Origin of the sequence: Streptococcus sp. D7B5 (genome assembly GCF_029691405.1) — a bacterium.
Taxonomy (GTDB): domain Bacteria; phylum Bacillota; class Bacilli; order Lactobacillales; family Streptococcaceae; genus Streptococcus.
The window spans coordinates 532,786-556,375 of sequence record NZ_CP121467.1 but is presented as its reverse complement, the minus strand read 5'-3'; the positions used below and the strand labels follow the sequence as shown (position 1 = coordinate 556,375).

At 40.1% G+C, this 23,590-nt stretch carries 24 protein-coding genes; 14 read left to right on the top strand and 10 right to left on the bottom strand.

Features of this window, described 5'->3' with window-relative positions; all coding sequences use genetic code 11:
* Positions 1-28 precede the first annotated feature (28 nt).
* Both pcrA and radC read left to right on the top strand, forming a co-directional pair.
* On the top strand, positions 29-2,320 hold the full coding sequence (gene pcrA, locus P8P68_RS02660) for a DNA helicase PcrA (RefSeq protein WP_000992901.1): 2,292 nt from the start codon (positions 29-31) through the stop codon (positions 2,318-2,320).
* A 42-nt stretch (positions 2,321-2,362) separates the two neighbouring features.
* A complete protein-coding gene (gene radC, locus P8P68_RS02655) occupies positions 2,363-3,043 on the top strand; it encodes a DNA repair protein RadC (RefSeq protein ID WP_000286947.1) in 681 nt (226 codons plus the stop codon).
* 14 nt (positions 3,044-3,057) lie between these two features.
* Here the strand turns inward: radC and P8P68_RS02650 are convergent, their stop codons facing one another.
* The 8 genes from P8P68_RS02650 to P8P68_RS02615 form a co-directional block, all read right to left on the bottom strand.
* The gene (locus tag P8P68_RS02650; protein WP_084857509.1) at positions 3,058-3,546 is read right to left on the bottom strand and encodes a hypothetical protein; all 489 of its coding nucleotides are present in this window, start codon (positions 3,544-3,546) and stop codon (positions 3,058-3,060) included.
* Between the two features lie 23 nt (positions 3,547-3,569).
* Entirely contained in the window at positions 3,570-4,259 is a 690-nt protein-coding gene (locus tag P8P68_RS02645) for a gamma-glutamyl-gamma-aminobutyrate hydrolase family protein (RefSeq protein ID WP_049505854.1), read from the bottom strand.
* A 15-nt stretch (positions 4,260-4,274) separates the two neighbouring features.
* Positions 4,275-4,916 carry a redox-sensing transcriptional repressor Rex gene (locus P8P68_RS02640; protein WP_000653409.1) on the bottom strand — a complete coding sequence of 214 codons (642 nt, stop codon included), beginning with the start codon at positions 4,914-4,916 and terminating at the stop codon, positions 4,275-4,277.
* Positions 4,917-4,998: 82 nt separating this feature from the next.
* Positions 4,999-5,214 (bottom strand): DUF4649 family protein, encoded by a 216-nt coding sequence (locus P8P68_RS02635; protein WP_000286091.1) that lies wholly within the window; start codon positions 5,212-5,214, stop codon positions 4,999-5,001.
* A 6-nt stretch (positions 5,215-5,220) separates the two neighbouring features.
* Entirely contained in the window at positions 5,221-5,568 is a 348-nt protein-coding gene (locus P8P68_RS02630; RefSeq protein WP_045591263.1) for a DUF1831 domain-containing protein, read from the bottom strand.
* 4 nt (positions 5,569-5,572) lie between these two features.
* On the bottom strand, positions 5,573-6,688 hold the full coding sequence (locus P8P68_RS02625) for a cysteine desulfurase family protein (RefSeq protein ID WP_070800491.1): 1,116 nt from the start codon (positions 6,686-6,688) through the stop codon (positions 5,573-5,575).
* 9 nt (positions 6,689-6,697) lie between these two features.
* The gene (locus P8P68_RS02620; RefSeq protein WP_001283843.1) at positions 6,698-7,657 is read right to left on the bottom strand and encodes a ribose-phosphate diphosphokinase; all 960 of its coding nucleotides are present in this window, start codon (positions 7,655-7,657) and stop codon (positions 6,698-6,700) included.
* A 111-nt stretch (positions 7,658-7,768) separates the two neighbouring features.
* Positions 7,769-8,338, bottom strand: coding sequence for a CYTH domain-containing protein (locus tag P8P68_RS02615; RefSeq protein WP_216732765.1), 570 nt, complete (start codon positions 8,336-8,338; stop codon positions 7,769-7,771).
* Between the two features lie 129 nt (positions 8,339-8,467).
* Between P8P68_RS02615 and P8P68_RS02610 the strand changes: the two genes are divergently transcribed.
* The 9 genes from P8P68_RS02610 to P8P68_RS02570 all read left to right on the top strand — a co-directional run bounded on the left by P8P68_RS02610 (position 8,468) and on the right by P8P68_RS02570 (position 16,918).
* A complete protein-coding gene (locus tag P8P68_RS02610) occupies positions 8,468-9,139 on the top strand; it encodes a GTP pyrophosphokinase family protein (protein WP_000151560.1) in 672 nt (223 codons plus the stop codon).
* Positions 9,123-9,941: an NAD kinase gene (locus P8P68_RS02605; RefSeq protein ID WP_268720823.1), complete on the top strand. Its 819-nt coding sequence runs from the start codon at positions 9,123-9,125 to the stop codon at positions 9,939-9,941. The genes P8P68_RS02610 and P8P68_RS02605 overlap by 17 nt, the downstream gene beginning before the upstream one ends.
* Positions 9,938-10,834, top strand: a complete 897-nt coding sequence (locus P8P68_RS02600) for an RluA family pseudouridine synthase (RefSeq protein ID WP_278276106.1) — start codon at positions 9,938-9,940, stop codon at positions 10,832-10,834. The genes P8P68_RS02605 and P8P68_RS02600 overlap by 4 nt, the downstream gene beginning before the upstream one ends.
* Before the next feature lie 43 nt (positions 10,835-10,877).
* Positions 10,878-11,852 (top strand): phosphate acetyltransferase, encoded by a 975-nt coding sequence (gene pta / locus P8P68_RS02595; RefSeq protein ID WP_216732762.1) that lies wholly within the window; start codon positions 10,878-10,880, stop codon positions 11,850-11,852.
* Positions 11,853-11,934: 82 nt separating this feature from the next.
* The gene (gene mutY / locus P8P68_RS02590) at positions 11,935-13,110 is read left to right on the top strand and encodes an A/G-specific adenine glycosylase (protein ID WP_216732761.1); all 1,176 of its coding nucleotides are present in this window, start codon (positions 11,935-11,937) and stop codon (positions 13,108-13,110) included.
* A gap of 59 nt (positions 13,111-13,169) precedes the next feature.
* Positions 13,170-13,877, top strand: coding sequence for a response regulator YycF (gene yycF / locus P8P68_RS02585; RefSeq protein ID WP_000722057.1), 708 nt, complete (start codon positions 13,170-13,172; stop codon positions 13,875-13,877).
* Positions 13,870-15,219 carry a cell wall metabolism sensor histidine kinase VicK gene (gene vicK, locus P8P68_RS02580; protein WP_070800488.1) on the top strand — a complete coding sequence of 450 codons (1,350 nt, stop codon included), beginning with the start codon at positions 13,870-13,872 and terminating at the stop codon, positions 15,217-15,219. The genes yycF and vicK overlap by 8 nt, the downstream gene beginning before the upstream one ends.
* Position 15,220: 1 nt before the next feature.
* A complete protein-coding gene (locus P8P68_RS02575) occupies positions 15,221-16,030 on the top strand; it encodes an MBL fold metallo-hydrolase (RefSeq protein WP_070838541.1) in 810 nt (269 codons plus the stop codon).
* 87 nt (positions 16,031-16,117) lie between these two features.
* Positions 16,118-16,918, top strand: coding sequence for a potassium channel family protein (locus P8P68_RS02570; protein ID WP_278276105.1), 801 nt, complete (start codon positions 16,118-16,120; stop codon positions 16,916-16,918).
* A 10-nt stretch (positions 16,919-16,928) separates the two neighbouring features.
* On the opposite strand, the gene P8P68_RS02565 is transcribed toward P8P68_RS02570, so the two are convergent.
* Positions 16,929-17,276 carry a thioredoxin gene (locus P8P68_RS02565; protein WP_000434660.1) on the bottom strand — a complete coding sequence of 116 codons (348 nt, stop codon included), beginning with the start codon at positions 17,274-17,276 and terminating at the stop codon, positions 16,929-16,931.
* A gap of 111 nt (positions 17,277-17,387) precedes the next feature.
* The gene (locus tag P8P68_RS02560; protein WP_278276104.1) at positions 17,388-19,106 is read right to left on the bottom strand and encodes a phospho-sugar mutase; all 1,719 of its coding nucleotides are present in this window, start codon (positions 19,104-19,106) and stop codon (positions 17,388-17,390) included.
* A gap of 408 nt (positions 19,107-19,514) precedes the next feature.
* On the opposite strand from P8P68_RS02560, the gene P8P68_RS02555 reads away from it, so the two are divergent.
* The 3 genes from P8P68_RS02555 (at position 19,515) to P8P68_RS02545 (ending at position 23,516) form a co-directional block, all read left to right on the top strand.
* Complete coding sequence (locus P8P68_RS02555) at positions 19,515-20,669, top strand: DUF4352 domain-containing protein (RefSeq protein ID WP_000722099.1); 1,155 nt, start codon at positions 19,515-19,517, stop codon at positions 20,667-20,669.
* 78 nt (positions 20,670-20,747) lie between these two features.
* Positions 20,748-22,649, top strand: coding sequence for an ABC-F family ATP-binding cassette domain-containing protein (locus tag P8P68_RS02550; protein WP_065371805.1), 1,902 nt, complete (start codon positions 20,748-20,750; stop codon positions 22,647-22,649).
* A gap of 3 nt (positions 22,650-22,652) precedes the next feature.
* Positions 22,653-23,516 (top strand): XRE/MutR family transcriptional regulator, encoded by an 864-nt coding sequence (locus tag P8P68_RS02545; protein ID WP_049479328.1) that lies wholly within the window; start codon positions 22,653-22,655, stop codon positions 23,514-23,516.
* Positions 23,517-23,590: the final 74 nt, after the last annotated feature.

Here is a 23,590-nt window from a genome sequence, read left to right as displayed (position 1 = left end):
CATTGACTTCAAGAGTAAGGAAGAGAAAATGAACGCATTATTGAATGGAATGAATGACCGTCAGGCTGAGGCAGTGCAAACGACAGAAGGGCCCTTATTAATCATGGCTGGTGCTGGTTCTGGGAAGACTCGTGTTTTAACTCACAGAATCGCCTACTTGATTGATGAAAAGATGGTCAATCCTTGGAATATTTTGGCCATTACCTTTACCAATAAGGCGGCGCGTGAGATGAAGGAGCGTGCCTATGGCCTCAATCCAGCTACTCAGGACTGTTTGATTGCGACCTTTCACTCCATGTGTGTTCGTATCCTACGTCGCGATGCGGATCATATTGGCTACAATCGGAATTTCACTATTGTAGATCCTGGTGAGCAACGAACTCTCATGAAACGCATTCTCAAGCAGTTAAACTTGGATCCAAAAAAATGGAATGAACGAACCATTTTGGGAACCATTTCCAATGCTAAGAATGACTTGATTGATGATGTGGCTTATGCTGCTCAGGCTGGTGATATGTATACGCAAATCGTGGCCCAGTGTTATACAGCTTATCAAAAGGAGCTTCGTCAGTCTGAGTCCGTTGACTTTGATGATTTGATTATGCTGACCCTGCGTCTCTTTGATCAAAATCCTGACGTCTTGACTTACTATCAGCAGAAGTTCCAGTACATTCATGTTGATGAGTACCAAGATACCAACCATGCCCAGTATCAATTGGTCAAACTCTTGGCTTCACGCTTTAAAAATATCTGCGTAGTCGGTGATGCTGACCAGTCTATTTACGGTTGGCGTGGGGCTGATATGCAGAATATCTTGGATTTTGAGAAAGATTATCCTCAAGCCAAGGTAGTTTTGCTAGAGGAAAATTACCGTTCAACCAAAACCATTCTCCAAGCAGCCAATGACGTCATCAAAAACAATAAAAACCGTCGCCCCAAGAATCTCTGGACCCAGAATGCCGATGGGGAGCAAATCGTTTATTATCGCGCAAATGACGAACAGGATGAGGCTGTTTTTGTAGCCAAAACCATTGATGAACTTGGTCGTAGTCAAAACTTCCTCCACAAGGATTTTGCAGTTCTTTATCGGACTAATGCGCAATCCCGTACTATTGAGGAAGCACTGCTTAAGTCCAATATTCCTTATACTATGGTCGGAGGGACCAAGTTCTACAGCCGTAAGGAAATCCGTGATATTATCGCCTACCTTAATCTTATTGCTAATTTAAGTGACAATATCAGTTTTGAGCGCATTATTAACGAACCAAAACGTGGAATTGGCCCAGGAACCGTTGAGAAAATCCGTGATTTTGCGAATATGCAAGAGATGTCTATGCTGGATGCTTCAGCTAATATTATGTTGTCTGGCATCAAAGGAAAAGCAGCACAGTCAATTTGGGACTTTGCCAATATGATCTTGGATTTGCGAGAAAAACTGGATCAATTAACTATCACCGAGCTGGTGGAGGCTGTTCTAGAAAAAACAGGTTATGTCGATATTCTTAATGCTCAGGCAACCTTGGAAAGCAAGGCGCGGGTTGAAAATATCGAAGAGTTCCTATCTGTTACCAAGAACTTTGATGACAATCCTGATAGTCAAGAAGAAGAAACAGGTTTGGATAAACTCAGTCATTTCTTGAATGACTTAGCCTTGATTGCAGATACGGATACAGGCAGTCAGGAGACATCAGAAGTGACCTTGATGACCCTCCATGCAGCTAAGGGACTTGAGTTCCCAGTTGTCTTTATCATTGGGATGGAGGAAAATGTCTTTCCCCTTAGCCGTGCAGCAGAAGATCCGGATGAACTGGAAGAGGAACGTCGTTTGGCCTATGTAGGTATCACGCGCGCGGAGAAAATCCTCTATCTGACCAATGCCAACTCTCGATTACTGTTTGGGAAGACCAACTATAACCGTCCAACACGTTTCATCAATGAAATCAGTTCGGACTTGCTTGAGTATCAGGGCTTGGCTCGACCAGCCAATACTAGCTTTAAGGCTTCTTATAGCAGTGGCGGAGTGGCCTTTGGTCAAGGTATGAGCTTAGCCCAGGCCCTTCAAGAACGGAAACGCAATGCCGCACCAAGCTCTATCCAGTCTAGTGGTCTCCCATTTGGTCAGTTTGCAGCCGGAAATAAAAAAGATTCAAGCGATACCAACTGGTCTATTGGGGATATTGCTCTCCACAAGAAGTGGGGAGAGGGAACTGTTCTGGAAGTCTCTGGTAGCGGTGATACTCAGGAGTTGAAAATCAATTTCCCAGAAGTGGGGCTGAAAAAACTCTTAGCCAGTGTAGCCCCAATTGAGAAAAAAATCTAATTTTCTATCCTTCTCACGAATAATAAAGTGAGGAGGATTTTTATGTACAGTATTTCATTCCAAGAAGATTCACTCTTGCCTAGAGAAAGACTGGTTAAAGAAGGAGTAGAGGCACTGAGCAATCAAGAATTGCTAGCAATTCTACTCAGAACCGGAACGCGTACGGCCAATGTTTTTGAAATTTCCCAGAAAGTCTTAAACAGTTTGACTAGTCTAACTGATTTGAAAAAAATGACCCTGCAGGAATTGCAGAGTCTGTCTGGCATTGGACGGATTAAGGCCATTGAACTACAAGCAGTGATTGAACTGGGACATCGCATTCACAAACATGAAACCCTTGAGATGGAAAGTATTCTCAGTAGTCAAAAGCTAGCCAAGAAAATGCAACAGGAACTTGGCGATAAAAAACAAGAGCACCTAGTGGCGCTCTATCTCAATACTCAAAATCAAATCATTCATCAGCAAACTATTTTTATCGGATCTGCGACACGCAGCATTGCTGAACCGAGGGAAATTCTTCACTATGCCCTCAAGCATATGGCTACCTCAGTGATTCTCGTTCACAATCATCCATCTGGTGCAGTATCTCCTAGTCGAAATGATGATCATGTCACTAAACTAGTCAAGGAAGCCTGCGAACTGATGGGAATTGTGTTTCTGGATCATCTAATTGTCTCTCACTCGGATTACTTTAGTTACCGTGAAAAGACGGATCTGATTTAAGATTACACATGATCTTACTCAATCACTTTTAAAACATAGGAATCTACTTCTGCCATATTGATAACAGGAAGAGGTTTTATCGTGGGTACAAGTAAATTTTCTTGAACGATAAAGTTGATAATCGCATTGAAATCTTCGATTTTATAATATCTTTTTTTATGAATGAGAATATCTCTGTAAAAGTAAAGACTTGAATGAAATTTACTTTTTAGTTTAGCATCTCCCTTTTTACAAAATCGTTTTGCCTTTTTAGACATTTCTTTCAGCTGTTTTTCTTTTTCTTTTTGAGATAGTTTATCGAAATTCTCTTTATTCTTAGAAAAAGATTGGTAACTTTCCGCTGTTAAAAGTCTATAGAGATTAGAAAGATGAAAGCAAACCCTTATTTCTTTTTCATTGTTTGATAAGAAAAGATTAGCTTCCTTTTCCTTATAAGATATGAAAACATTAGCTTCTATATCTCTCAAAATCTCATGAGTAGAAGGTATTTTAATTTCATTCATGATTAATAACCTATTTATAAGTCCTAGAGTTCGTTAACAACATAGTCAAATAGCGTTTTATCTTTGGGACGATTTTCAAAGAGAAATTCTGGATGCCATTGGACACCAAGATAAGGAAAGCCGTCCGTAGTTGTCACAGCCTCAATGATTCCATCTTTAGGATCATGTGCTACAACCTTAAGATTTGAGGCTAGATCTTTAATGCTCTGGTGGTGGAAGGAGTTGATGTGAGAGATTTCTCCATAGATTTCTCGGAGAATCGTATTAGGTTCCGTTACGAGGCGTTGGGTAGTATATTCGGCTGAACAGTCCTGCCAATGATCCTCGATATCTTGGTGTAGCGTGCCTCCCATGGCGACATTGAAAAGTTGAGTACCCCGACAAACAGAGAAAATTGGTTTCTTTTGCTTAATCGCTTCTTTGATAAGTGCTAGTTCAAAAATATCTCTTTGAAGATGGTAGTCATCACTATCAATAGCCTTTGGTTCACCATAGTATTTTGGATCAACATTTTGCCCACCCGTTAGGATGAGCTTATCAATGATACTGATGTAATAGGCAGCCATTTCTTGATCACCAATTGGTAGGATGATTGGAATTCCGCCAGCGTCCTTGACTCCTTCAACAAAGCCTTTTGCTGCATAGCTCATCATGATGTCATCATCTGGATGAGCTTTTTCATTTCCTGTAATCCCAATAACTGGTTTTTTCATAAATGCTTTCGCTTTCTAATCCTCTTTACGCATAAAATAGAGGAGGGTTTGGAGTTCACTTGTCAAATCGACATACTGAACAACCACATCTTTTGGGAGGTGAAGGTGAACAGGGGAAAAGCTGAGAATACCTTTTATACCAGCATCGACCAAAAGATTGGCAACTTCTTGTGATTTAACACTTGGAACTGTTAGGATAGCAGTTTTGACATCTGCTTCTTTGATTTTTTCTTTAATCTGTGAGATACCATAGATTGGAATTCCATCAGGTGTTTGGCTTCCAACTTCTGGATGGTCATCTAGGTCAAAGGCCATGATAATTTTCATCTTGTTACGCTCGTGGAAGCGGTAGTGGAGAAGGGCATGGCCCATATTTCCAATCCCAACCAACATAACATTTGTAATGGAGTTATCATTTAGGAGGTCAGCAAAAAAATTCATCAATTTTTTGACATCGTAACCAAAACCTCGACGACCTAGTTCACCAAAATAGGAAAAATCCCGACGAACGGTCGCAGAATCGATACCGATAGCCTCTGCAATTTGCTTGGAGTTGGCACGTTCGATTTTTTCTGCATGAAATCGCTTGAAAATTCGGTAGTAAAGAGAGAGTCTTTTTGCTGTTGCTTTTGGAATAGCAGACTGTTTATCTTTCACAAAATCACAACCTTTCTATTCTTCTATTTTATAGAAACATTGTGAAAAAATCAACAAAAACAAGAAAAAACTAAGAAATTTCTTAGTTTTTATCTGAAAAATGAGCTTGTGATAGAAAACGGTAGAGATCGCCAACCAATCCTTGATAAATCACCTTATCATTCAGCGTTAAGGAGCTGATTAGGAGAGTATCAGGTAGGGTCACACAGCCAGATAGAGATAACATGAGCTCTTCGTAATCCTTATATTCAAGTATACGTTCTACGTGATAGTTATCTTGATAGGTAAGTCGATACATAGTCAATTATCTTTTTTCTTTAGTGAAGATACCGCGTTCTACAAGGCTGTCCATGAGGAAGTAGAATTTTTCTTGATGAATGTGGTGGTCTTCTGATTTAAAGATATTGACCAAACGAAGACCAGACTTGTCAGTGATATTGAGTTTAGCACCTGTAAGGTCTTTATTGATGATGATTTTTAGGTTGAAGCCTTCACCGCTGTTAGGCACTTTCTCAAGCAAACGAGTCAGTTCGAAGTTTCCAACTTTTGTTTCAAAGAAAGTATTATCTTTCAGTGTGAACTTTTTGACAGTTGGGCTAAGTGTATAGTCGTAGCGGCAGTTTTGTAGTTTAATGGTTTTTTCGAATGCCATTAGATTAATCTCCAATAATATTTTTTAAGGTTTGTGCGAGTTGTTTCAGTTCTTCTTCGGTATTAAGAGGAGAGAGACTGATACGGACAGATTCTTTCAAACGAGGCGAATCGGGCCCATAAAAAGCTTCAAGCACATGACTGGTTTGCACAATACCAGCAGTACAAGCCGAACCGGTAGAAATTGAAATTCCTTCAAGATCTAACCGTAGTAAGAGCAAATCATTTTTTTGACCAGGAAAGCCAATGTTGACAACATAAGGTAGTTGGTGGTTGCTTTCATTGAGATAGTAGTCTAAATCAGCAATTTCTTCTAAAAAAGTAGCTTTGAGTGCGCTTAGTTTTTGGTAATGCTCAACTTGGTCATTTAAATCCTCTTTGAGAGCAACGACCATACCTACAATAGCAGCGAGATTTTCTGTTCCAGCCCGTTTCTTTAGTTCTTGGTCTCCACCGTGAAGGTAGGAATCAAAGTCCGCGGAAGAGGCATAAAGAAAGCCAACTCCTTTTGGCCCATGGAATTTGTGGGCAGAAGCACTGAGGAAATCAATTCCTAACTCCTCTGGATGGATAGGAATTTTCCCAATAGCTTGAACAGCATCTACATGATATGCAGAAGGATGATCTTTTAAAATACGTCCAATCTCAGCGATAGGTAAGAGACTTCCTGTTTCATTATTAGCATACATGGTGGAAACGAGAATGGTATCGTCACGTAAGGCTTCTTGAATTTGCTGAGCAGTTATTTCTTGATTTACTGGTTGGATGATGGTCGCTTCAAAACCAAAATGTTGAACCAGATAATCGATAGTTTCAAGCACAGAATGGTGTTCAATAGCTGTCGTGATGATATGTTTTCCACGATTTTGATGACGGAGACAATAGCCAATAATGGCTGTATTGTTACTTTCTGTACCACCAGACGTAAAAAAGATATGTTGAGGTTTGGTTCCTAGTAAGTGAGCTAAGTCTTGACGAGCCTCTCGCAAGAGTTTGCCAGCCTGCCGACCATGGCCATGAATACTAGAAGGATTACCATGAGTTTCTTGCATGACCTTGGTCATTTCAGAAATAGCTACTGCTGACATAGGAGTCGTAGCAGCATTGTCCAAATAAATCAAAGAATCACCTTATTTCTTTTTGTTGTAAGCAAAGAGTGGGCTGACTGGTTTTCTTTCGTGAATGCGGACGATAGCATCACCAATTAATTCGCTAGCAGTAATGTAACATACATTTTCTGGAGTTCTTTCTTTGGTTGCTACAGAGTCCGTTACAAGGATTTCTTTAATGTTAGTTGCGTCTAGAAGGTCTGCTGCACCTTCAACAAATAAACCGTGACTAGATACCGCATAGATTTCAGTTGCCCCTTCGCGTTCAACGATTTTTGCTGCTTCAGAGAAAGTACGACCAGTATTTAGGATGTCGTCAATCAAGATAGCTTTCTTGCCTTCAACATCCCCAATGATATAGCCTTCGTTACGATCAGAATCGTCTTGGGCGTAGTCAATGATAGCGATAGGAGCATCAAGGTATTCAGCCAAACTACGAGCACGTTTAACACCAGAGTTCTTTGGACTAACAACAACAACATCAGAGCCAAGAAGTCCTTTATCACAGTAGTGCTTAGCAAATAGAGGAACAGTATAAAGATTATCTACAGGAATATCAAAGAAACCTTGGACTTGAACAGCGTGGAGGTCCAGCGTTAGAACACGGCTTACACCAGCTTTGACAAGCATATTGGCAACCAGTTTCGCAGTGAGGGGTTCACGAGAAGAAGCGATACGATCCTGACGCGCATAACCAAAGTAAGGAAGGACAACGTTGATACTATGAGCACTTGCACGTACACAAGCATCAACCATGATCAACAACTCCATCAAGTGGTTGCTAACAGGGTAGCTGGTTGACTGGATGATGTAGACATCGTAACCACGGACACTTTCTTCAATGTTGACCTGGATTTCGCCGTCAGAAAATTGTCGAGAGGATAACTTCCCGAGAGGTACACCAACTGTATCCGCAATCTTTTGAGCGATTTCATGGTTAGAGTTTAGGGTGAAAAGTTTCATGTTGTTTCTATCTGACATTATAGACCGTCCTCTGTAAACTTTGCGAATCTCCTTTGAGAAAGTTCTGTTTTTCAAAGCAAGATTCTTTTATTTTTATCTTTTCTATTCTACCAAAAAAAGGAGATTATTTCAGCTTTTTTTCATGCTTTTAATAAAACGAATTAATTTTGAAGGAGCTTTCTGGTAAGTTATGTGATTTTCATCTAAAAATTGCTGAAAATCGACTTTTCCTTGTTCAAAATTAGTGACTTCAAGTTCCAGTTCGTAGTCGGTTTGACCAAAGTAATGGCTTTGGTCTAAGGCCATCAAACCGATAGCGGTTTCCATTTCGTAACGAATCGTTTCAAGACAACCTAGAATAAGCCAGTCATGACTTTCAATACCAATCTCAGTAAGTTTCTCCAGAACCATCCCTTGAGGTAGGATCTGTTTTTCTAAATAATATTCAGCTTCTGGAAGAGTCATTTTTTGATTGTATTCCATATTTCCAATAGTTTGAGGAACTTTCAAGGTTAATTCAGCGCAATCTGAAAGGGCGCGAATGCGCATGGCAACCTTTTTTTCGCGCAACTGGAAATCTGGCGTGTCAATGTAGTAGTTTTTTTGGTGAATAGGAGATATATGGGCAAACTGTTTTTTTAAATGATTGTAGTCATCTTTTTTCAGTAGTGTTTTCAGTTCAATTTCTAATTGTTTCATTTTTCTAACCTTTTCTTTATCTTTGAAAGCGGATTTATGGTATAATGTACAATGTATTTATTGTATAAGATTGTAGTGAAAAAATCAAAAATTTTTAACAGCACAATCTCATACTAAAAGGGAGAAAATATGACCATAGAATGGGAAGAATTTTTAGATCCTTACATTCAAGCTGTTGGTGAATTGAAGATTAAACTTCGTGGGATTCGAAAACAGTACCGTAAGCAAAACAAGCATTCTCCGATTGAGTTTGTAACTGGTCGGGTAAAACCGATTGAGAGTATCAAAGAAAAAATGGCTCGTCGAGGAATTACTTATGCAACTCTGGAAAATGACTTGCAAGATATCGCAGGGCTACGTGTCATGGTTCAGTTTGTTGATGACGTGGAAGAAGTTGTTGCAATTCTACGTAAACGTCACGATATGAGAGTCGTTCAGGAACGAGATTATATCAACCATCGTAAGGCGTCGGGTTATCGTTCTTATCATGTTGTTGTCGAATATACTGTAGATACGATAAATGGGGCTAAGACCATTCTCGCCGAGATTCAAATTCGGACCTTGGCTATGAACTTTTGGGCTACCATTGAGCATTCGCTCAATTATAAGTACCAGGGGGACTTTCCAGAGGAAATAAAAGAAAGATTGGAAATCACTGCCAAAATTGCTCATCAACTAGATGAAGAAATGGGCAAGATTCGAGATGACATTCAGGAAGCTCAGGCACTCTTTGATCCTTTGAGTAGAAAACTAAACGACGGTGTAGGAAATAGTGACGATACAGATGAAGAATACAGGTAAGCGAGTTGACCTCATAGCTAATAGAAAGCCGCAGAGTCAGAAAGTTTTACATAAACTGAGGGAAAAACTCAAAAAACAGCATTTTATAATCAATGATACAAATCCCGATATCGTCATTTCGATTGGTGGAGATGGGATGCTTTTGTCTGCTTTTCACAAGTACGAGAATCAGTTAGACAAGGTTCGATTTGTAGGTGTACATACAGGACACTTGGGATTTTACACGGATTACCGTGACTTTGAGTTGGACCAGTTGGTTACCAATCTCCAACTGGATTCTGGAGCCAAAGTTTCTTATCCAGTCCTGAATGTCAAAGTGACTCTTGAAAATGGTGATGTAAAAACCTTCCGTGCTCTAAATGAAGCGAGCATCCGTCGGTCAGACCGCACCATGGTTGCAGATATCATCATTAACCACGTTCCATTCGAGCGCTTTCGTGGAGATGGTGTGACTGTCTCAACGCCAACAGGGAGCACTGCCTATAACAAATCCTTGGGAGGAGCAGTTTTGCATCCTACCATTGAAGCCTTGCAGTTGACGGAAATAGCAAGTCTTAACAACCGAGTCTATCGTACTCTGGGATCATCGATCATTATTCCCAAAAAAGATAAAATTGAACTTCTGCCAACACGCAATGATTACCACACGATATCAGTCGATAACAGCGTCTATTCCTTCCGTAATATCGAACGGATTGAGTATCAAATCGACCATCACAAGATTCACTTCGTAGCGACTCCAAGCCACACTAGCTTCTGGAATCGTGTTAAAGATGCCTTCATCGGCGAGGTGGATGAATGAGGTTCGAATTTATCGCAGATGACCACGTCAAAGTCAAAACTTTCCTCAAGAAACATGAGGTTTCCAAGGGACTTTTGGCTAAGATTAAGTTTCGAGGCGGGGCTATACGGGTCAATGGCAAACCACAAAATGCGACTTATCTCTTAGATATTGGAGACAAGGTAACTATTGACATTCCAGCAGAGGAAGGATTTGAGAGCCTTGAAGCTATTGATCGACCACTCGATATCTTGTATGAGGATGACCATTTTCTGGTTTTGAATAAGCCTTATGGAGTAGCATCCATCCCCAGTGTCAATCATTCCAATACCATTGCCAATTTTATCAAGGGCTACTATGTTAAACAGGAATATGAAAATCAGCAAGTTCACATCGTGACTAGGCTTGATAGAGATACTTCTGGTTTGATGCTTTTTGCCAAGCACGGTTATGCTCATGCACGTTTAGACAAGCAACTGCAACGAAAGTCTATCGAGAAACGTTACTTTGCTTTAGTTAAAGGAGATGGGGTCTTGGAGCCACAGGGGGAGATTATTGCCCCGATTGCGCGTGATGTGGACTCCATTATCACAAGACGGGTTGCCAAAGGTGGGAAATACGCTCATACGTCTTACAAAGTTGTCGCGTCTTATGGAGATATTCACCTAGTCGATATTCGTCTTCATACTGGGAGAACTCATCAGATACGAGTGCATTTTTCTCATATCGGTTTTCCTCTTTTAGGAGACGATCTCTATGGAGGAAGTTTAGACGACGGTATTCAGCGCCAGGCCTTGCATTGTCATTATTTATCTTTTTATCATCCCTTTCTAGAGCAAGATTTGCAACTAGAAAGCCCCTTACCGGATGATTTCAGCAATCTTATTACTCAGTTATCAACTAATACTCTTTAAAAACAATTTGGAGTATAATTTATTTTCTTAAAGGAGAAAACTCATGGAAGTTTTTGAAAATCTCAAAGCCAACCTAGTTGGCAAAAATGCTCGTATTGTTCTCCCTGAAGGGGAAGAACCTCGTATTCTTCAGGCAACCAAACGCTTGGTAAAAGAAACAGAAGTCGTTCCTGTTTTGCTTGGGAACCCAGAAAAAATCAAAATTTATCTTGAAATCGAAGGGGTTATGGACGGTTATGAAGTCATTGACCCTCAACATTATCCTCAATTTGAAGAAATGGTTGCTGCTTTAGTAGAGCGTCGTAAGGGCAAAATGACTGAAGAAGAAGCGCGCAAAGTTTTGGTTGAAGACGTCAACTACTTTGGTGTGATGCTAGTCTACTTGGGTTTGGTTGACGGTATGGTATCTGGTGCGATTCACTCAACTGCCTCAACAGTTCGCCCAGCCCTACAAATCATTAAAACTCGTCCAAACGTAACGCGTACTTCAGGTGCCTTCCTTATGGTACGTGGTACGGAACGTTACCTATTTGGAGACTGTGCCATTAATATCAATCCAGATGCAGAAGCTTTGGCCGAAATTGCGATCAATTCAGCAATCACAGCTAAGATGTTTGGTATTGAACCTAAAATTGCTATGCTAAGCTATTCTACTAAAGGCTCAGGTTTTGGTGAAAGTGTTGACAAGGTAGTGGAAGCTACAAAAATTGCTCACGACTTGCGTCCTGATCTTGAGATTGATGGTGAGTTGCAATTTGATGCGGCCTTCCACCCTGAAACTGCAGCATTGAAAGCTCCAGGAAGTAACGTTGCTGGGCAAGCAACTGTCTTTATCTTCCCTGGTATCGAAGCGGGGAATATTGGCTATAAGATTGCAGAACGTCTTGGTGGCTTCGCGGCTGTAGGTCCTGTATTGCAAGGTTTGAACAAGCCAGTTAACGACCTTTCTCGTGGATGTAATGCAGACGATGTGTACAAGTTGACCCTTATCACAGCGGCACAAGCAGTTCATCAATAAGATTTAGTCCTCTTTCCCATGGGAAGAGGCTTTTTAGTACTGAGAAAAGGACAGTTAGAAGCTTCTATGTTATACTAGATATATGTTAGATTTGAAAGAATACGGTATCGTCATGTGGCCGGAGGAGAAGATCATTTCTTTCCGTGAAAAACTCCTCAATTGGTATGATGAAAACAAGCGAGATTTGCCTTGGCGGAGAAGTAAAAATCCTTATCACATCTGGGTATCTGAAATCATGCTTCAGCAGACCAGAGTGGATACAGTTATTCCCTACTACGAACGATTCTTGGACTGTTTTCCAACAGTAGAAAGTTTGGCGAATGCGCCTGAAGAGCGTCTGTTGAAGGCTTGGGAGGGATTGGGCTATTATTCTCGAGTACGCAATATGCAGACTGCAGCCCAGCAGATTATGGCTGACTTTGGTGGTCAATTTCCAAACACCTATGAAGGAATTTCTAGTTTAAAAGGGATTGGCCCTTATACTGCGGGAGCTATTTCCAGTATCGCTTTTAATTTGCCTGAGCCAGCGGTCGATGGCAATGTCATGCGAGTTTTGGCACGTTTGTTTGAGGTTAATCATGATATCGGAGTTCCCAGCAATCGAAAGATTTTCCAAGCTATGATGGAAATCTTGATTGATCCGAAACGACCAGGTGATTTTAACCAAGCTCTGATGGATTTAGGTTCTGACATAGAGGCACCAGTTAACCCTCGACCAGAAGAAAGCCCTGTTAAGGAATTTAGCGCAGCCTATCAGAATGGGACCATGGATGTATATCCGATTAAAGAACCCAAGAAAAAGCCTCTCCCAATTTATCTCAAGGCTTTGGTTGTACGCAATGACCGTGGTCAATATCTACTTGAGAAAAATGAAAGCGAAAAACTGCTAGCTGGATTTTGGCATTTCCCCTTGATTGAAGTTGATGATTTCTCAAGTGATGACGATCAGCTAGATCTCTTTTCTCAAGTCACAGAGGAAAGCAGAGCATTTGGACCAAGTCCTCAAGAAAACTTTGAGCAGGATTATGATTTAGAAGTGAATTGGTCCCAGCAAGTATTTGACCAGGTAAAGCATGTATTTAGTCATCGGAAATGGCATATTCAAATCCAAGCTGGCCAGGTGACAGAAACAAAGCAGTTTTCGGACAGAGAAATTCGTTGGGTTTCTCCTCAGGAGTTTTCTGATTATCCACTTGCGAAACCTCAACAAAAAATTTGGCAGGCTTATAAAACAACTTTTGAAGATAAAGGCCTATAGTAGCCATTTGTACCTTCTTTGCATTTTTTTGTTATAATAGATAGAGAAAAGGTGATAAAATGAAAAAAATATTAATTGTAGATGATGAGAAACCAATCTCAGATATTATTAAGTTTAATATGGCCAAAGAAGGCTACGAAGTTGTAACAGCCTTCAACGGTCGTGAGGCAATCGAGCTATTTGAAGCTGAGCAACCCGACATTATTATCCTAGACTTGATGCTACCTGAAATTGATGGTTTAGAAGTAGCCAAAGCCATTCGCAAGACCAGTAGTGTTCCTATCATTATGCTCTCAGCTAAGGATAGCGAGTTTGACAAGGTTATCGGTTTGGAACTAGGGGCAGATGATTATGTCACAAAGCCCTTCTCAAATCGTGAATTGCAGGCGCGTGTCAAGGCTTTACTTCGCCGTACCGACTTGGTTTCAGTTGATAGTCAAGAGTCTGATGAGAAGAAATCCCAGCCACTTCAGATTGGCGATTTGGAAATTGTTCCAGACGCTTACGTGGCCAAAAAATACGGTGAGGAATTAGATTTGACCCACCGTGAGTTTGAGCTCTTATATCACTTGGCTTCCCATATTGGACAAGTGATTACGCGTGAACACTTGCTTGAGACTGTTTGGGGTTATGATTATTTTGGTGATGTTCGTACAGTGGACGTGACCATCAGACGTTTGCGTGAAAAAATTGAAGATACTCCAAGCCGTCCAGAGTATATCCTCACCCGTCGTGGTGTTGGCTACTATATGAGAAATAATGATTGAAGATATTAGACAAACTATTCTGACCAGTGATTTTATCTTTATCTTGATTTTACTTGGCTTTATCTTGGTGGTGACCTTGCTGTTACTGGAAAATCGTCGGGATAATATCCGTCTGAAGGAGATAAATCAAAAGGTTAAGGACTTGATTGCAGGTGATTATTCTCAAGTTTTGGACTTACAAGGCAGTACAGAAATCACCAATATTAGCAATAACCTCAATGATTTGTCAGAAGTTATTCGTTTGACCCAAGAAAATCTGGAACAAGAGAGTAAAAGACTGCATAGTATTCTTTCTTACATGACAGATGGAGTGCTTGCGACCAATCGCCGTGGTCAAATTACCATGATTAATGACATGGCTAAGAAACAATTAGGTGTGCAGAAAGAAGATGTCCTTAACAAAAGCATTTTAGAATTGCTTAAGATAGAGGATGATTATGAACTGCGTGACCTGATTACACAGATTCCTGAGTTGATGATTGATTCCCAAGATGTGAATGGTGAATACCTGAGTCTTCGTGTACGTTTCGCTCTGGTTCGCCGTGAGTCTGGATTCATCTCTGGTTTGGTTGCTGTTTTACATGATACGACCGAGCAGGAGAAGGAAGAGCGTGAGCGAAGACTCTTTGTTTCGAACGTGAGTCACGAGTTGCGAACTCCTTTGACCAGTGTTAAATCTTATCTTGAAGCCTTGGACGAGGGAGCTCTGTATGATCCTGTTGCCCCTGATTTTATCAAGGTTTCACTCGATGAAACCAACCGTATGATGCGGATGGTAACAGATCTCTTGCATCTCTCTCGTATTGATAATGCGTCCACTCAGTTGGATGTGGAGTTGATTAACTTTACAGCTTTTATCACCTTTATTCTCAACCGCTTTGATAAGATGAGAAGTCAGGATGACGAGAAAAAATATGAACTTGTTAGAGATTACCCAATCAATTCTGTTTGGATCGAGATTGATACCGATAAAATGACTCAGGTGATTGATAATATTCTTAACAATGCCATCAAGTATTCACCAGATGGTGGGAAAATCACTGTCAGCATGAAGACCACAGATGACCAGATGATTTTATCCATCAAAGACCAAGGTCTAGGTATTCCAAAGCAAGATTTGCCGAAGATCTTTGACCGCTTCTACCGTGTGGATCGTGCAAGAAGCCGGGCTCAAGGTGGAACTGGTCTAGGTCTGGCCATTGCAAAAGAAATCATCAAACAACACAATGGCTTTATATGGGCCAAAAGTGAATACGGTAAGGGCTCAACCTTTACCATCGTGCTCCCTTATGATAAGGATGCCGTAAAAGAAGAAATATGGGAGGACGAAATAGAAGACTAGAATGAGTGAAAAAGGCTTTAAATACAGTATTTTAGCATCAGGATCCAGTGGAAATTCCTTTTATCTGGAAACCCCAAAAAAGAAAATCCTAATAGATGCGGGCTTGTCTGGTAAAAAAATTACTAGCCTGCTAGCTGAAATCAATCGCAAACCTGAAGATCTGGATGCGATTCTGATTACGCATGAGCATTCAGACCATATCCACGGAGTCGGTGTCTTGGCTCGCAAATATGGTATGGATCTTTACGCCAATGAAAAGACTTGGCAGGCTATGGAGAATAGTAAGTATCTTGGCAAGGTAGACTCTTCGCAAAAGCATATCTTTGAAATGGGTAAAACCAAAACCTTTGGTGATATCGACATTGAGAGTTTTGGTGTGAGCCATGATGCGGCAGCACCACAGTTTTACCGATTTATGAAAGATGACAAGAGCTTCGTCATGCTGACCGATACAGGTTATGTTAGTGATAGAATGGCAGGAATTGTCGAGAATGCGGACGGTTACCTCATCGAGTCCAACCACGATGTGGAGATTTTGCGAGCAGGATCTTACGCTTGGCGTCTCAAACAACGAATCCTATCAGATCTCGGTCACCTTTCTAACGAAGACGGTGCTGAGGCCATGATTCGTGCAATGGGAAATCGGACTAAGAAAATTTATCTTGGTCACTTGTCCAAAGAGAACAATATCAAGGAGCTGGCTCATATGACTATGGTCAACCAGCTAGCGCAAGCTGATCTGGGAGTCGGAGTAGACTTTAAAGTTTATGATACCTCACCAGACACTGCAACACCATTGACAGACATATAAAAAAGAAGGCGAGTGCCTTCTTTTGTTTTGTACTTTATCAGGGTTTTAGTGTGATATAATGATTAAAAAAATTAAAGGAGTAGCAGTTTGAAGAGAAAATGGTTATTAAAGGATTACTATGACACAACGATTATCATACTTGCATTGATATCCGTTGTCCTTGTCTTGCTTGGATTTTCTGAGATGATTGATTTGGATAATCCACCCTACAGTATTATTGATTTACTGATTTGGTTTGTTTTTGTGGTAGATTATGGTTGGCGGTTCTTTTCAAGTAAAGAAAAATGGAGATTTATACTTGAAAATATCTTCGACTTGCTAGCTATCCTTCCTTTGAATGCTATTTTTACAGTATTTCGATTAGGGCGTATCTTCCGCTTAGCAAGGCTGACAAAATTACTGAAACTAACTCGTCTTTTAAGAGTCGTTGGATTGACTGGCAAGTTGAAAAAAAAAATTGGAAAACTCTTACGAACAAATGGTTTACTGTATATTTTCTATCTCAATTCTTTTATTGTACTGGTAGGGAGTTCAATTTTATCTGTTGTTGAAGAAAAATCCTTTTCAGATAGTCTTTGGTGGGCGCTTGTAACGGTGACGACTGTTGGTTATGGAGATATTGTTCCTGCGTCGATTTTTGGGAAGTGGTTAGCTGTTTTACTAATGCTTGTTGGTATTGGCACAATAGGGATGTTAACGAGTGCCTTGACAAACTTTTTTGTAAAGGATAATCCAGATGAGCAGATAAAGCTTGATAAACTCCAAGACGAATTAATAGCTCAAAGGATATTACTAGAAAAACAATCTGTAAAGATTGATGAACTGCATAGAATGATACAAGACTTGCTTGAAAAAAATAATTTAGACCATAAAAAAACCACTCGATGAGTGGTTTTTTTTACAATCCAGCAAAGTCCTTGATTTCTTGTGCGGACATGGAAGAGTCGCAACGGACATTGATTTGGCCATCTGCAATGTGAACAAATCCTGGTACGGTTGGAATTCCATAACGTGAGCGGAATTCTTGCAATTCATTGAGTTGGCTTGGTTCTTCACTGTTGATGAAGTAGATGTGGGCTTTAGTTTCAGCTACGACACCTGCCAATGTGCCAGCAAATTTACGGCAGTAAGGGCAAGTTTTACGGCCAATAAAGAAGGTTGCTGTTTCTTTATTATCGAGTGCTTCTTGTGCACGCGCAACTGTAGTGACTTCAAGGTCTTTAATGTTTTCTAAAAATTGTTCCATGAGATTACCTCGCTTTCATTGATAAGTCTAGTATGCCATAAAGTTTCTAAAAATGCTTAGATTTGATACGAAAAAAAGATGAGATTGGTTGGTCTCATCTTTTATAATTTCTTATTTAACAAACGCATTGATTTCTGCTTCGATGTTGGCAATCTTAGCTTGTGAATCTTCGTTGCTTTCACCCACAACGGCAATGTAGAACTTGATTTTTGGTTCTGTACCTGAAGGGCGAACTGCAATCCAAGAACCATCCGCAAGAGTGTATTTCAAAACATCACTTGGAGGAGTTGTCAAGTTTGTAACAGTACCGTCAGCAGCAGTAGCAGTTTGAGCCTTGAAGTCTTCTACGACAGTGATAGCTGTTGCGTTCCATTCTTTTGGAGCATTGTTACGGAACTTAGCCATAATCGATTTGATTTGTTCAGCACCATCAACACCAGAAAGGGTAACAGAGATGGTCTTTTCAGCGTAGTAGCCGTATTCTTTGTAGATTTCTTCGATACCGTCAGCAAGTGTCAAACCACGTGAACGGTAGTAGGCAGCAAGCTCAGCAACGACAAGAACGGCTTGGATGGCGTCTTTATCACGTACGAATGGTTTGATCAAGTAACCGAAGCTTTCTTCAAATCCCATCATGTAAGTGTGATTGTGTTTTTCTTCGAATTCTTGGATTTTTTCAGCGATAAATTTGAAACCTGTCAAAACGTTGAACATAGTTGCGCCGTAGCTTTCAGCAATCTTCGTTACCAAGTCAGTTGATACGATAGATTTACATAGGGCTGCATTTTCAGGAAGAGTTCCAGCATTTTTGTGGGCTTCCAAGATGTATTTAGCCATGATAGCGCCGATTTGGTTACCTGAAAGGTTGAGGTAGCTTCCATCTTTTTGAAGAACTTCAACACCAACACGGTCAGCGTCAGGGTCAGTTGCAACAAGCACATCTGCACCAACTTGACGACCAAGTTCTTCAGCAAGTGCGAAGGCTGCTTGGCTTTCTGGGTTTGGAGATTTTACAGTTGAGAAGTCAGGATCAGCAGTTGCTTGTGCTTCAACAACTTGAACAGAGTCAAATCCTGCTTGAGCAAGAGCACGACGAGCCAACATTTCACCCGTACCATGAAGTGGTGTGTAGACAATCTTCATGTCTTTACCGAATTCTTCAATCAAGGTTGGATTGATGTTTACGTCTTTAACTTCTTTAAGATATTCAACATCGACAGCTTCGCCAATGACTTCAATCAAACCAGAAGCTTTTTCTGCTTCGACATCAGCAACTTCCACAGCGAATGGATTTTCGATTGCACGAATGTAAGTTGTCAAAGCATCTGCATCATGTGGAGGCATTTGCCCACCGTCTTCACCATAAACCTTGTAACCGTTAAATGGAGCAGGATTGTGACTGGCAGTAATCATGATACCTGCGAAACAGTTGAGGTGACGAACAGCAAATGACAGTTCTGGAGTTGGACGAAGGCTTTCAAATACGTAAGATTTGATACCGTGTTTAGCAAGAACTGCAGCAGATTCAAAGGCAAACTCAGGTGAGAAGTGACGGCTATCGTAGGCAATTGCCACACCACGTTCTTTTTCATTTCCACCTTTTGATTCAATCAAACGAGCCAAACCTTCGGTAGCTTGACGAACAACGTAGATGTTGATGCGGTTTGTACCAGCACCAATCAAACCACGCATACCAGCAGTACCAAATTCAAGATTGGTATAAAAGGCATCTTCCTTAGTTTTTTCGTCCATATTTTCCAAATCTTGACGAAGGTAGTCTGGAAGGTCAGCAAAATCGACCCATTTTAGATAATTTTCTTGGTAAGTCATAGAGTGTCTCCTTTGTTTATTGCTTTAATCGCTTTCATTATATCACGATTTGACATTTTAGTAAAACGTTAGCATAACTTAAAATGTAGGAAATTTACTTATGCACTTTAGCGGGAAAATGGTGAGTACTGTGCTTACTTATACTAACTTAGGGATGAAAACCAATTATCCAATTTTTTAAAATATTAAAAGTTATAGTATTTTTGTGGGATTTTAAATAAAATAAATCGTAAATATTGTTATATTCTATTCTTTTTATAAAGAATCCTTTAATGTATCAAATGAACGTATAGAAAAATTTAAGTTAAAACTCTATAAATTTAAGATATTTTGAAAATATTTGGTTTCTGTTTTGATTTTTATTCTGCGTATGGTAAAATATAGTAAATCATTAAAGGAGAATCCATTATGAAAAAAATTCTTAAGCATTCTGCCTTGCTTTTATCAGCTTTAGCACTGGTTGCCTGTGGAGCTCAAAAAAAAGCAAGCGACAATGGTACAGCTTCAAACTCTAATTTTGAGGTTTCTGTAAAAGACGGTATGTATGTATTGCCTAAAGATGAGGATTCATCATCAACATACCTTGCACTTCAAGTCGAAATCAAGAACAATCGTGATAAACAGTTTAGTTTTACTAGCCAAGATATCACGCTATACAATGAAAAGGATGAAAAATTACAACCAATTCAAGTTTATGAAAGCGACAGTAAAACTAAATTTATGTCATATGGTGACAGTCTTTCTAAAGGAAAGAGCGTTGCTGGTTATGTAGTGTATGAAGTCGATAAGAATGCTAAGTATGAACTTCACTTTGCACCTAGCTTTTACGATGACATCAAAGAAAATTCTAAAAAGAATAACGATGTAGCAATCAAGGTGGATCCAAGTCAGTATGAAGACAATATTGATGAAGCGAAAGATGTAATGAAAAAATATGTCGATGCTGTTTACCTTAATGGGGAAAGCTCTGGTGGTGGAACGAACCTAAGTGCTACTGACAAAAAGTCGCAAGTTGTAGCACTTGCTGATGATAAAAAATCTTCTGATAATAGTGCTGAATTCACAAACGATGCGAAAGCTGATAAAGAAGAGTTTATCAAGAAATTTACAGAGTCATTCGGAAAAGGTTTCTATAACTACAAACCATCTGATTCAGAACTTAGAACATTCGCAGATGCCTACATCAAAGCAAATGCTAAGAGAGCAAAAGTTGATTACAAGGTGAAGACATACTTGCCTGATTATGCTGTTGTTTATGTTAGACCAGAAACAATCGACTTGGATAACTTGAATGTTTATGAATTGAGCCGTAAATTCTACGAAGAAAACAAAGGTAAATATAGCAACTACTCTGAAGCTATGAAAGCTGGTGAAAAATACATTTTAGAAAATGCACCGAGTCAATTTGATTCAACTCCTCTAGACACTAGTGATAACATGAAGAAAGAGGGTTATGAAATTAAAATGACCAAGAAAGATGGAAAATGGACCATCGATACCTCTTCTAAAAACTATGAATTGAAAGATATGGCTCGCACATTCCGTGGAGGCATTGGATACTAAGATGAAAGGTTCGAGTTTATGACTCGAACTTTTTTCATTGCAATTGTGCAAAAGAGAAAAAGATAGTAAAATAGATGTATGATTATTTTACAAGCTAATAAAATTGAACGTTCTTTTGCAGGAGAGGTTCTTTTTGATAATATCAACCTGCAAGTTGATGAACGAGACCGGATTGCCCTCGTTGGGAAAAATGGGGCAGGTAAGTCCACTCTTTTGAAGATTTTGGTTGGGGAAGAGGAGCCGACCAGTGGAGAAATCAATAAGAAAAAAGATGTTTCTCTGTCTTACCTAGCCCAAGATAGCCGTTTTGAGTCTGAAAATACCATTTATGATGAAATGCTTCACGTCTTTGATGACTTGCGTCGGACTGAGAAGCAACTTCGTCAGATGGAACTGGAGATGGGTGAAAAGTCTGGTGAAGATCTGGATAAACTGATGGCGGATTATGATCGTTTATCAGAGAACTTCCGTCAGGCTGGTGGCTTTACCTACGAAGCTGATATCCGTGCTATCTTAAATGGATTCAAGTTTGACGAGTCTATGTGGCAGATGAAAATTGACGAGCTTTCTGGTGGCCAAAATACTCGTCTGGCACTGGCTAAAATGCTCCTTGAAAAGCCCAATCTCTTGGTCTTGGACGAACCAACCAACCACTTGGATATTGAAACCATAGCCTGGCTAGAGAATTACTTAGTGAACTATAGCGGTGCCCTCATTATTGTCAGCCACGACCGTTACTTTTTGGACAAGGTTGCGACTGTTACACTGGATTTGACCAAGCATTCCTTAGATCGTTATGTAGGCAATTACTCTCGCTTTGTTGAGTTAAAGGAGCAAAAGCTAGCTACAGAGGCAAAAAACTATGAAAAGCAACAGAAGGAAATCGCGGCTCTAGAAGACTTTGTCAATCGCAATCTAGTCCGAGCTTCAACGACTAAACGTGCTCAATCTCGCCGTAAACAACTAGAAAAAATGGAGCGTTTGGACAAACCTGAAACTAGTAAGAAATCAGCCAATATAACCTTCCAGTCTGAAAAAACATCAGGTAATATCGTTTTAACCGTTGAAAATGCGGCCATTGGCTATGATGGGGAAATATTGTCAGAGCCTATCAACCTTGACCTCCGTAAGATGAATGCTGTTGCCATCGTAGGACCAAATGGTATTGGCAAATCAACCTTTATCAAGTCTATTGTGGACCAGATTCCTTTTATCAAGGGAGAGAAGCGTTTTGGTGCCAATGTTGAGGTTGGATACTATGATCAGACTCAAAGTAAGCTAACACCAAGTAATACTGTTCTGGATGAACTTTGGAATGATTTTAAACTGACACCAGAAGTTGAGATCCGCAACCGCCTTGGTGCCTTCCTCTTCTCTGGTGATGATGTTAAAAAGTCAGTCGGAATGCTGTCTGGTGGTGAACGAGCTCGTCTGTTGCTTGCCAAACTTTCAATGGAAAACAACAATTTCTTGATTTTGGACGAGCCGACCAACCACTTGGATATTGATAGCAAGGAAGTCTTGGAAAATGCCTTGATTGACTTTGATGGAACCCTTCTTTTTGTGAGCCACGACCGTTACTTTATTAATCGTGTAGCCACTCATGTACTGGAATTGTCTGAGAGTGGTTCAACCCTCTACCTTGGAGATTATGACTACTATGTTGATAAGAAAGCAGAAGTAGAAGTGAGTCAAGCTGAGGAACTTTTAACTAGCAATCAGGCAAAAGAAGCAAGTTCAGTTAATGACTACCAGGCCCAGAAAGAAAGTCAAAAAGAAGTTCGCAAACTCATGCGACAAATCGAGAGTTTGGAAGCTGAAATTGAAGAGTTAGAAACTCAAAGTCAAGCCATTTCTGAACAAATGCTGGAAACCAACGATGCTGAAAAGCTCATGGAATTGCAGACTGAACTGGACAAAATTAACCATCGTCAGGAAGAAGCAATGCTTGAGTGGGAAGAATTATCAGAGCAGGTGTAAGAAATGGAACATCTTGGAAAAGTATTTCGTGAATTTCGAACCAGTGGGAACTACTCTTTAAAGGAAGCAGCGGGCGATTCTTGCTCGACCTCTCAGTTATCTCGCTTTGAGCTTGGTGAGTCTGATTTAGCAGTTTCCCGTTTCTTTGAGATTTTGGATAATATTCATGTGACTATTGAAAATTTCATGGACAAGGCTAGGGATTTTCAAAATCATGAACATGTTGCCTTGATGGCACAGATTATTCCGCTTTACTACTCAAATGATATTGCAGGTTTTCAAAAGCTTCAAAGAGAACAACTTGAAAAGGCTAAGAGTTCGACCAATCCCCTCTATTTTAAGCTGAATTGGATTCTGCTACAAGGACTGATTTGTCAAAGAGATGCTTATTACACGATGAGGCAGAGTGATTTGGAAAAGGTAGCAGATTATCTTTTTCAAACAGAAGAATGGACTATGTATGAGTTGATTCTTTTCGGAAATCTCTATACTTTCTACAATGTGGACTATGTGGCTCGAATTGGCAGAGAAGTGATGGAGAGGGAAGACTACTACAAGGAAATTGGTCGGCATCGAAAACTTGTTTTGATTTTAGCTCTTAACTGTTACCAGCATTGTTTGGAAAATCGATCCTTTGCGGATGCGGACTATTTTGAGGGCTATGTGGAGAAGTTAATTGGAAATGGTATCAAGCTTTATGAGCGCAATATCTTCCATTATCTCAAAGGTTTCGCCCTCTACCAGAGAGACTTGAAAGAAGAGGGTTGTAGTCAGATGCGGGAGGCCATGCATATTTTTGCTGTGCTTGGACTTCCAGAGCAAGTGGCTTACTATCAGGAACATTATGAAAAATTTGTAAATCCTTAAATTTCCCAAATAAGGGAAAAATAAAGAGACTCCTTTCAGTTTTGATACAATAGTTTCAAAATTTGAGAGGGGTT

What these genes read in the sequence shown, in the direction of transcription:
- P8P68_RS02610 (WP_000151560.1), top strand. Translation starts at nt 8,468, where the DNA reads ATGACCATAGAATGGGAAGAATTTTTAGATCCTTACATTCAAGCTGTT.
- P8P68_RS02560 (WP_278276104.1), bottom strand. Translation starts at nt 19,106, where the DNA reads ATGACTTACCAAGAAAATTATCTAAAATGGGTCGATTTTGCTGACCTT.
- pcrA (WP_000992901.1), top strand. Translation starts at nt 29, where the DNA reads ATGAACGCATTATTGAATGGAATGAATGACCGTCAGGCTGAGGCAGTG.
- P8P68_RS02575 (WP_070838541.1), top strand. Translation starts at nt 15,221, where the DNA reads ATGAGTGAAAAAGGCTTTAAATACAGTATTTTAGCATCAGGATCCAGT.
- P8P68_RS02600 (WP_278276106.1), top strand. Translation starts at nt 9,938, where the DNA reads ATGAGGTTCGAATTTATCGCAGATGACCACGTCAAAGTCAAAACTTTC.
- P8P68_RS02555 (WP_000722099.1), top strand. Translation starts at nt 19,515, where the DNA reads ATGAAAAAAATTCTTAAGCATTCTGCCTTGCTTTTATCAGCTTTAGCA.
- P8P68_RS02635 (WP_000286091.1), bottom strand. Translation starts at nt 5,214, where the DNA reads ATGTATCGACTTACCTATCAAGATAACTATCACGTAGAACGTATACTT.
- mutY (WP_216732761.1), top strand. Translation starts at nt 11,935, where the DNA reads ATGTTAGATTTGAAAGAATACGGTATCGTCATGTGGCCGGAGGAGAAG.
- P8P68_RS02630 (WP_045591263.1), bottom strand. Translation starts at nt 5,568, where the DNA reads ATGGCATTCGAAAAAACCATTAAACTACAAAACTGCCGCTACGACTAT.
- P8P68_RS02545 (WP_049479328.1), top strand. Translation starts at nt 22,653, where the DNA reads ATGGAACATCTTGGAAAAGTATTTCGTGAATTTCGAACCAGTGGGAAC.
- yycF (WP_000722057.1), top strand. Translation starts at nt 13,170, where the DNA reads ATGAAAAAAATATTAATTGTAGATGATGAGAAACCAATCTCAGATATT.
- P8P68_RS02645 (WP_049505854.1), bottom strand. Translation starts at nt 4,259, where the DNA reads ATGAAAAAACCAGTTATTGGGATTACAGGAAATGAAAAAGCTCATCCA.
- P8P68_RS02650 (WP_084857509.1), bottom strand. Translation starts at nt 3,546, where the DNA reads ATGAATGAAATTAAAATACCTTCTACTCATGAGATTTTGAGAGATATA.
- P8P68_RS02550 (WP_065371805.1), top strand. Translation starts at nt 20,748, where the DNA reads ATGATTATTTTACAAGCTAATAAAATTGAACGTTCTTTTGCAGGAGAG.
- P8P68_RS02565 (WP_000434660.1), bottom strand. Translation starts at nt 17,276, where the DNA reads ATGGAACAATTTTTAGAAAACATTAAAGACCTTGAAGTCACTACAGTT.
- P8P68_RS02615 (WP_216732765.1), bottom strand. Translation starts at nt 8,338, where the DNA reads ATGAAACAATTAGAAATTGAACTGAAAACACTACTGAAAAAAGATGAC.
- vicK (WP_070800488.1), top strand. Translation starts at nt 13,870, where the DNA reads ATGATTGAAGATATTAGACAAACTATTCTGACCAGTGATTTTATCTTT.
- P8P68_RS02605 (WP_268720823.1), top strand. Translation starts at nt 9,123, where the DNA reads ATGAAGAATACAGGTAAGCGAGTTGACCTCATAGCTAATAGAAAGCCG.
- pta (WP_216732762.1), top strand. Translation starts at nt 10,878, where the DNA reads ATGGAAGTTTTTGAAAATCTCAAAGCCAACCTAGTTGGCAAAAATGCT.
- P8P68_RS02620 (WP_001283843.1), bottom strand. Translation starts at nt 7,657, where the DNA reads ATGTCAGATAGAAACAACATGAAACTTTTCACCCTAAACTCTAACCAT.
- radC (WP_000286947.1), top strand. Translation starts at nt 2,363, where the DNA reads ATGTACAGTATTTCATTCCAAGAAGATTCACTCTTGCCTAGAGAAAGA.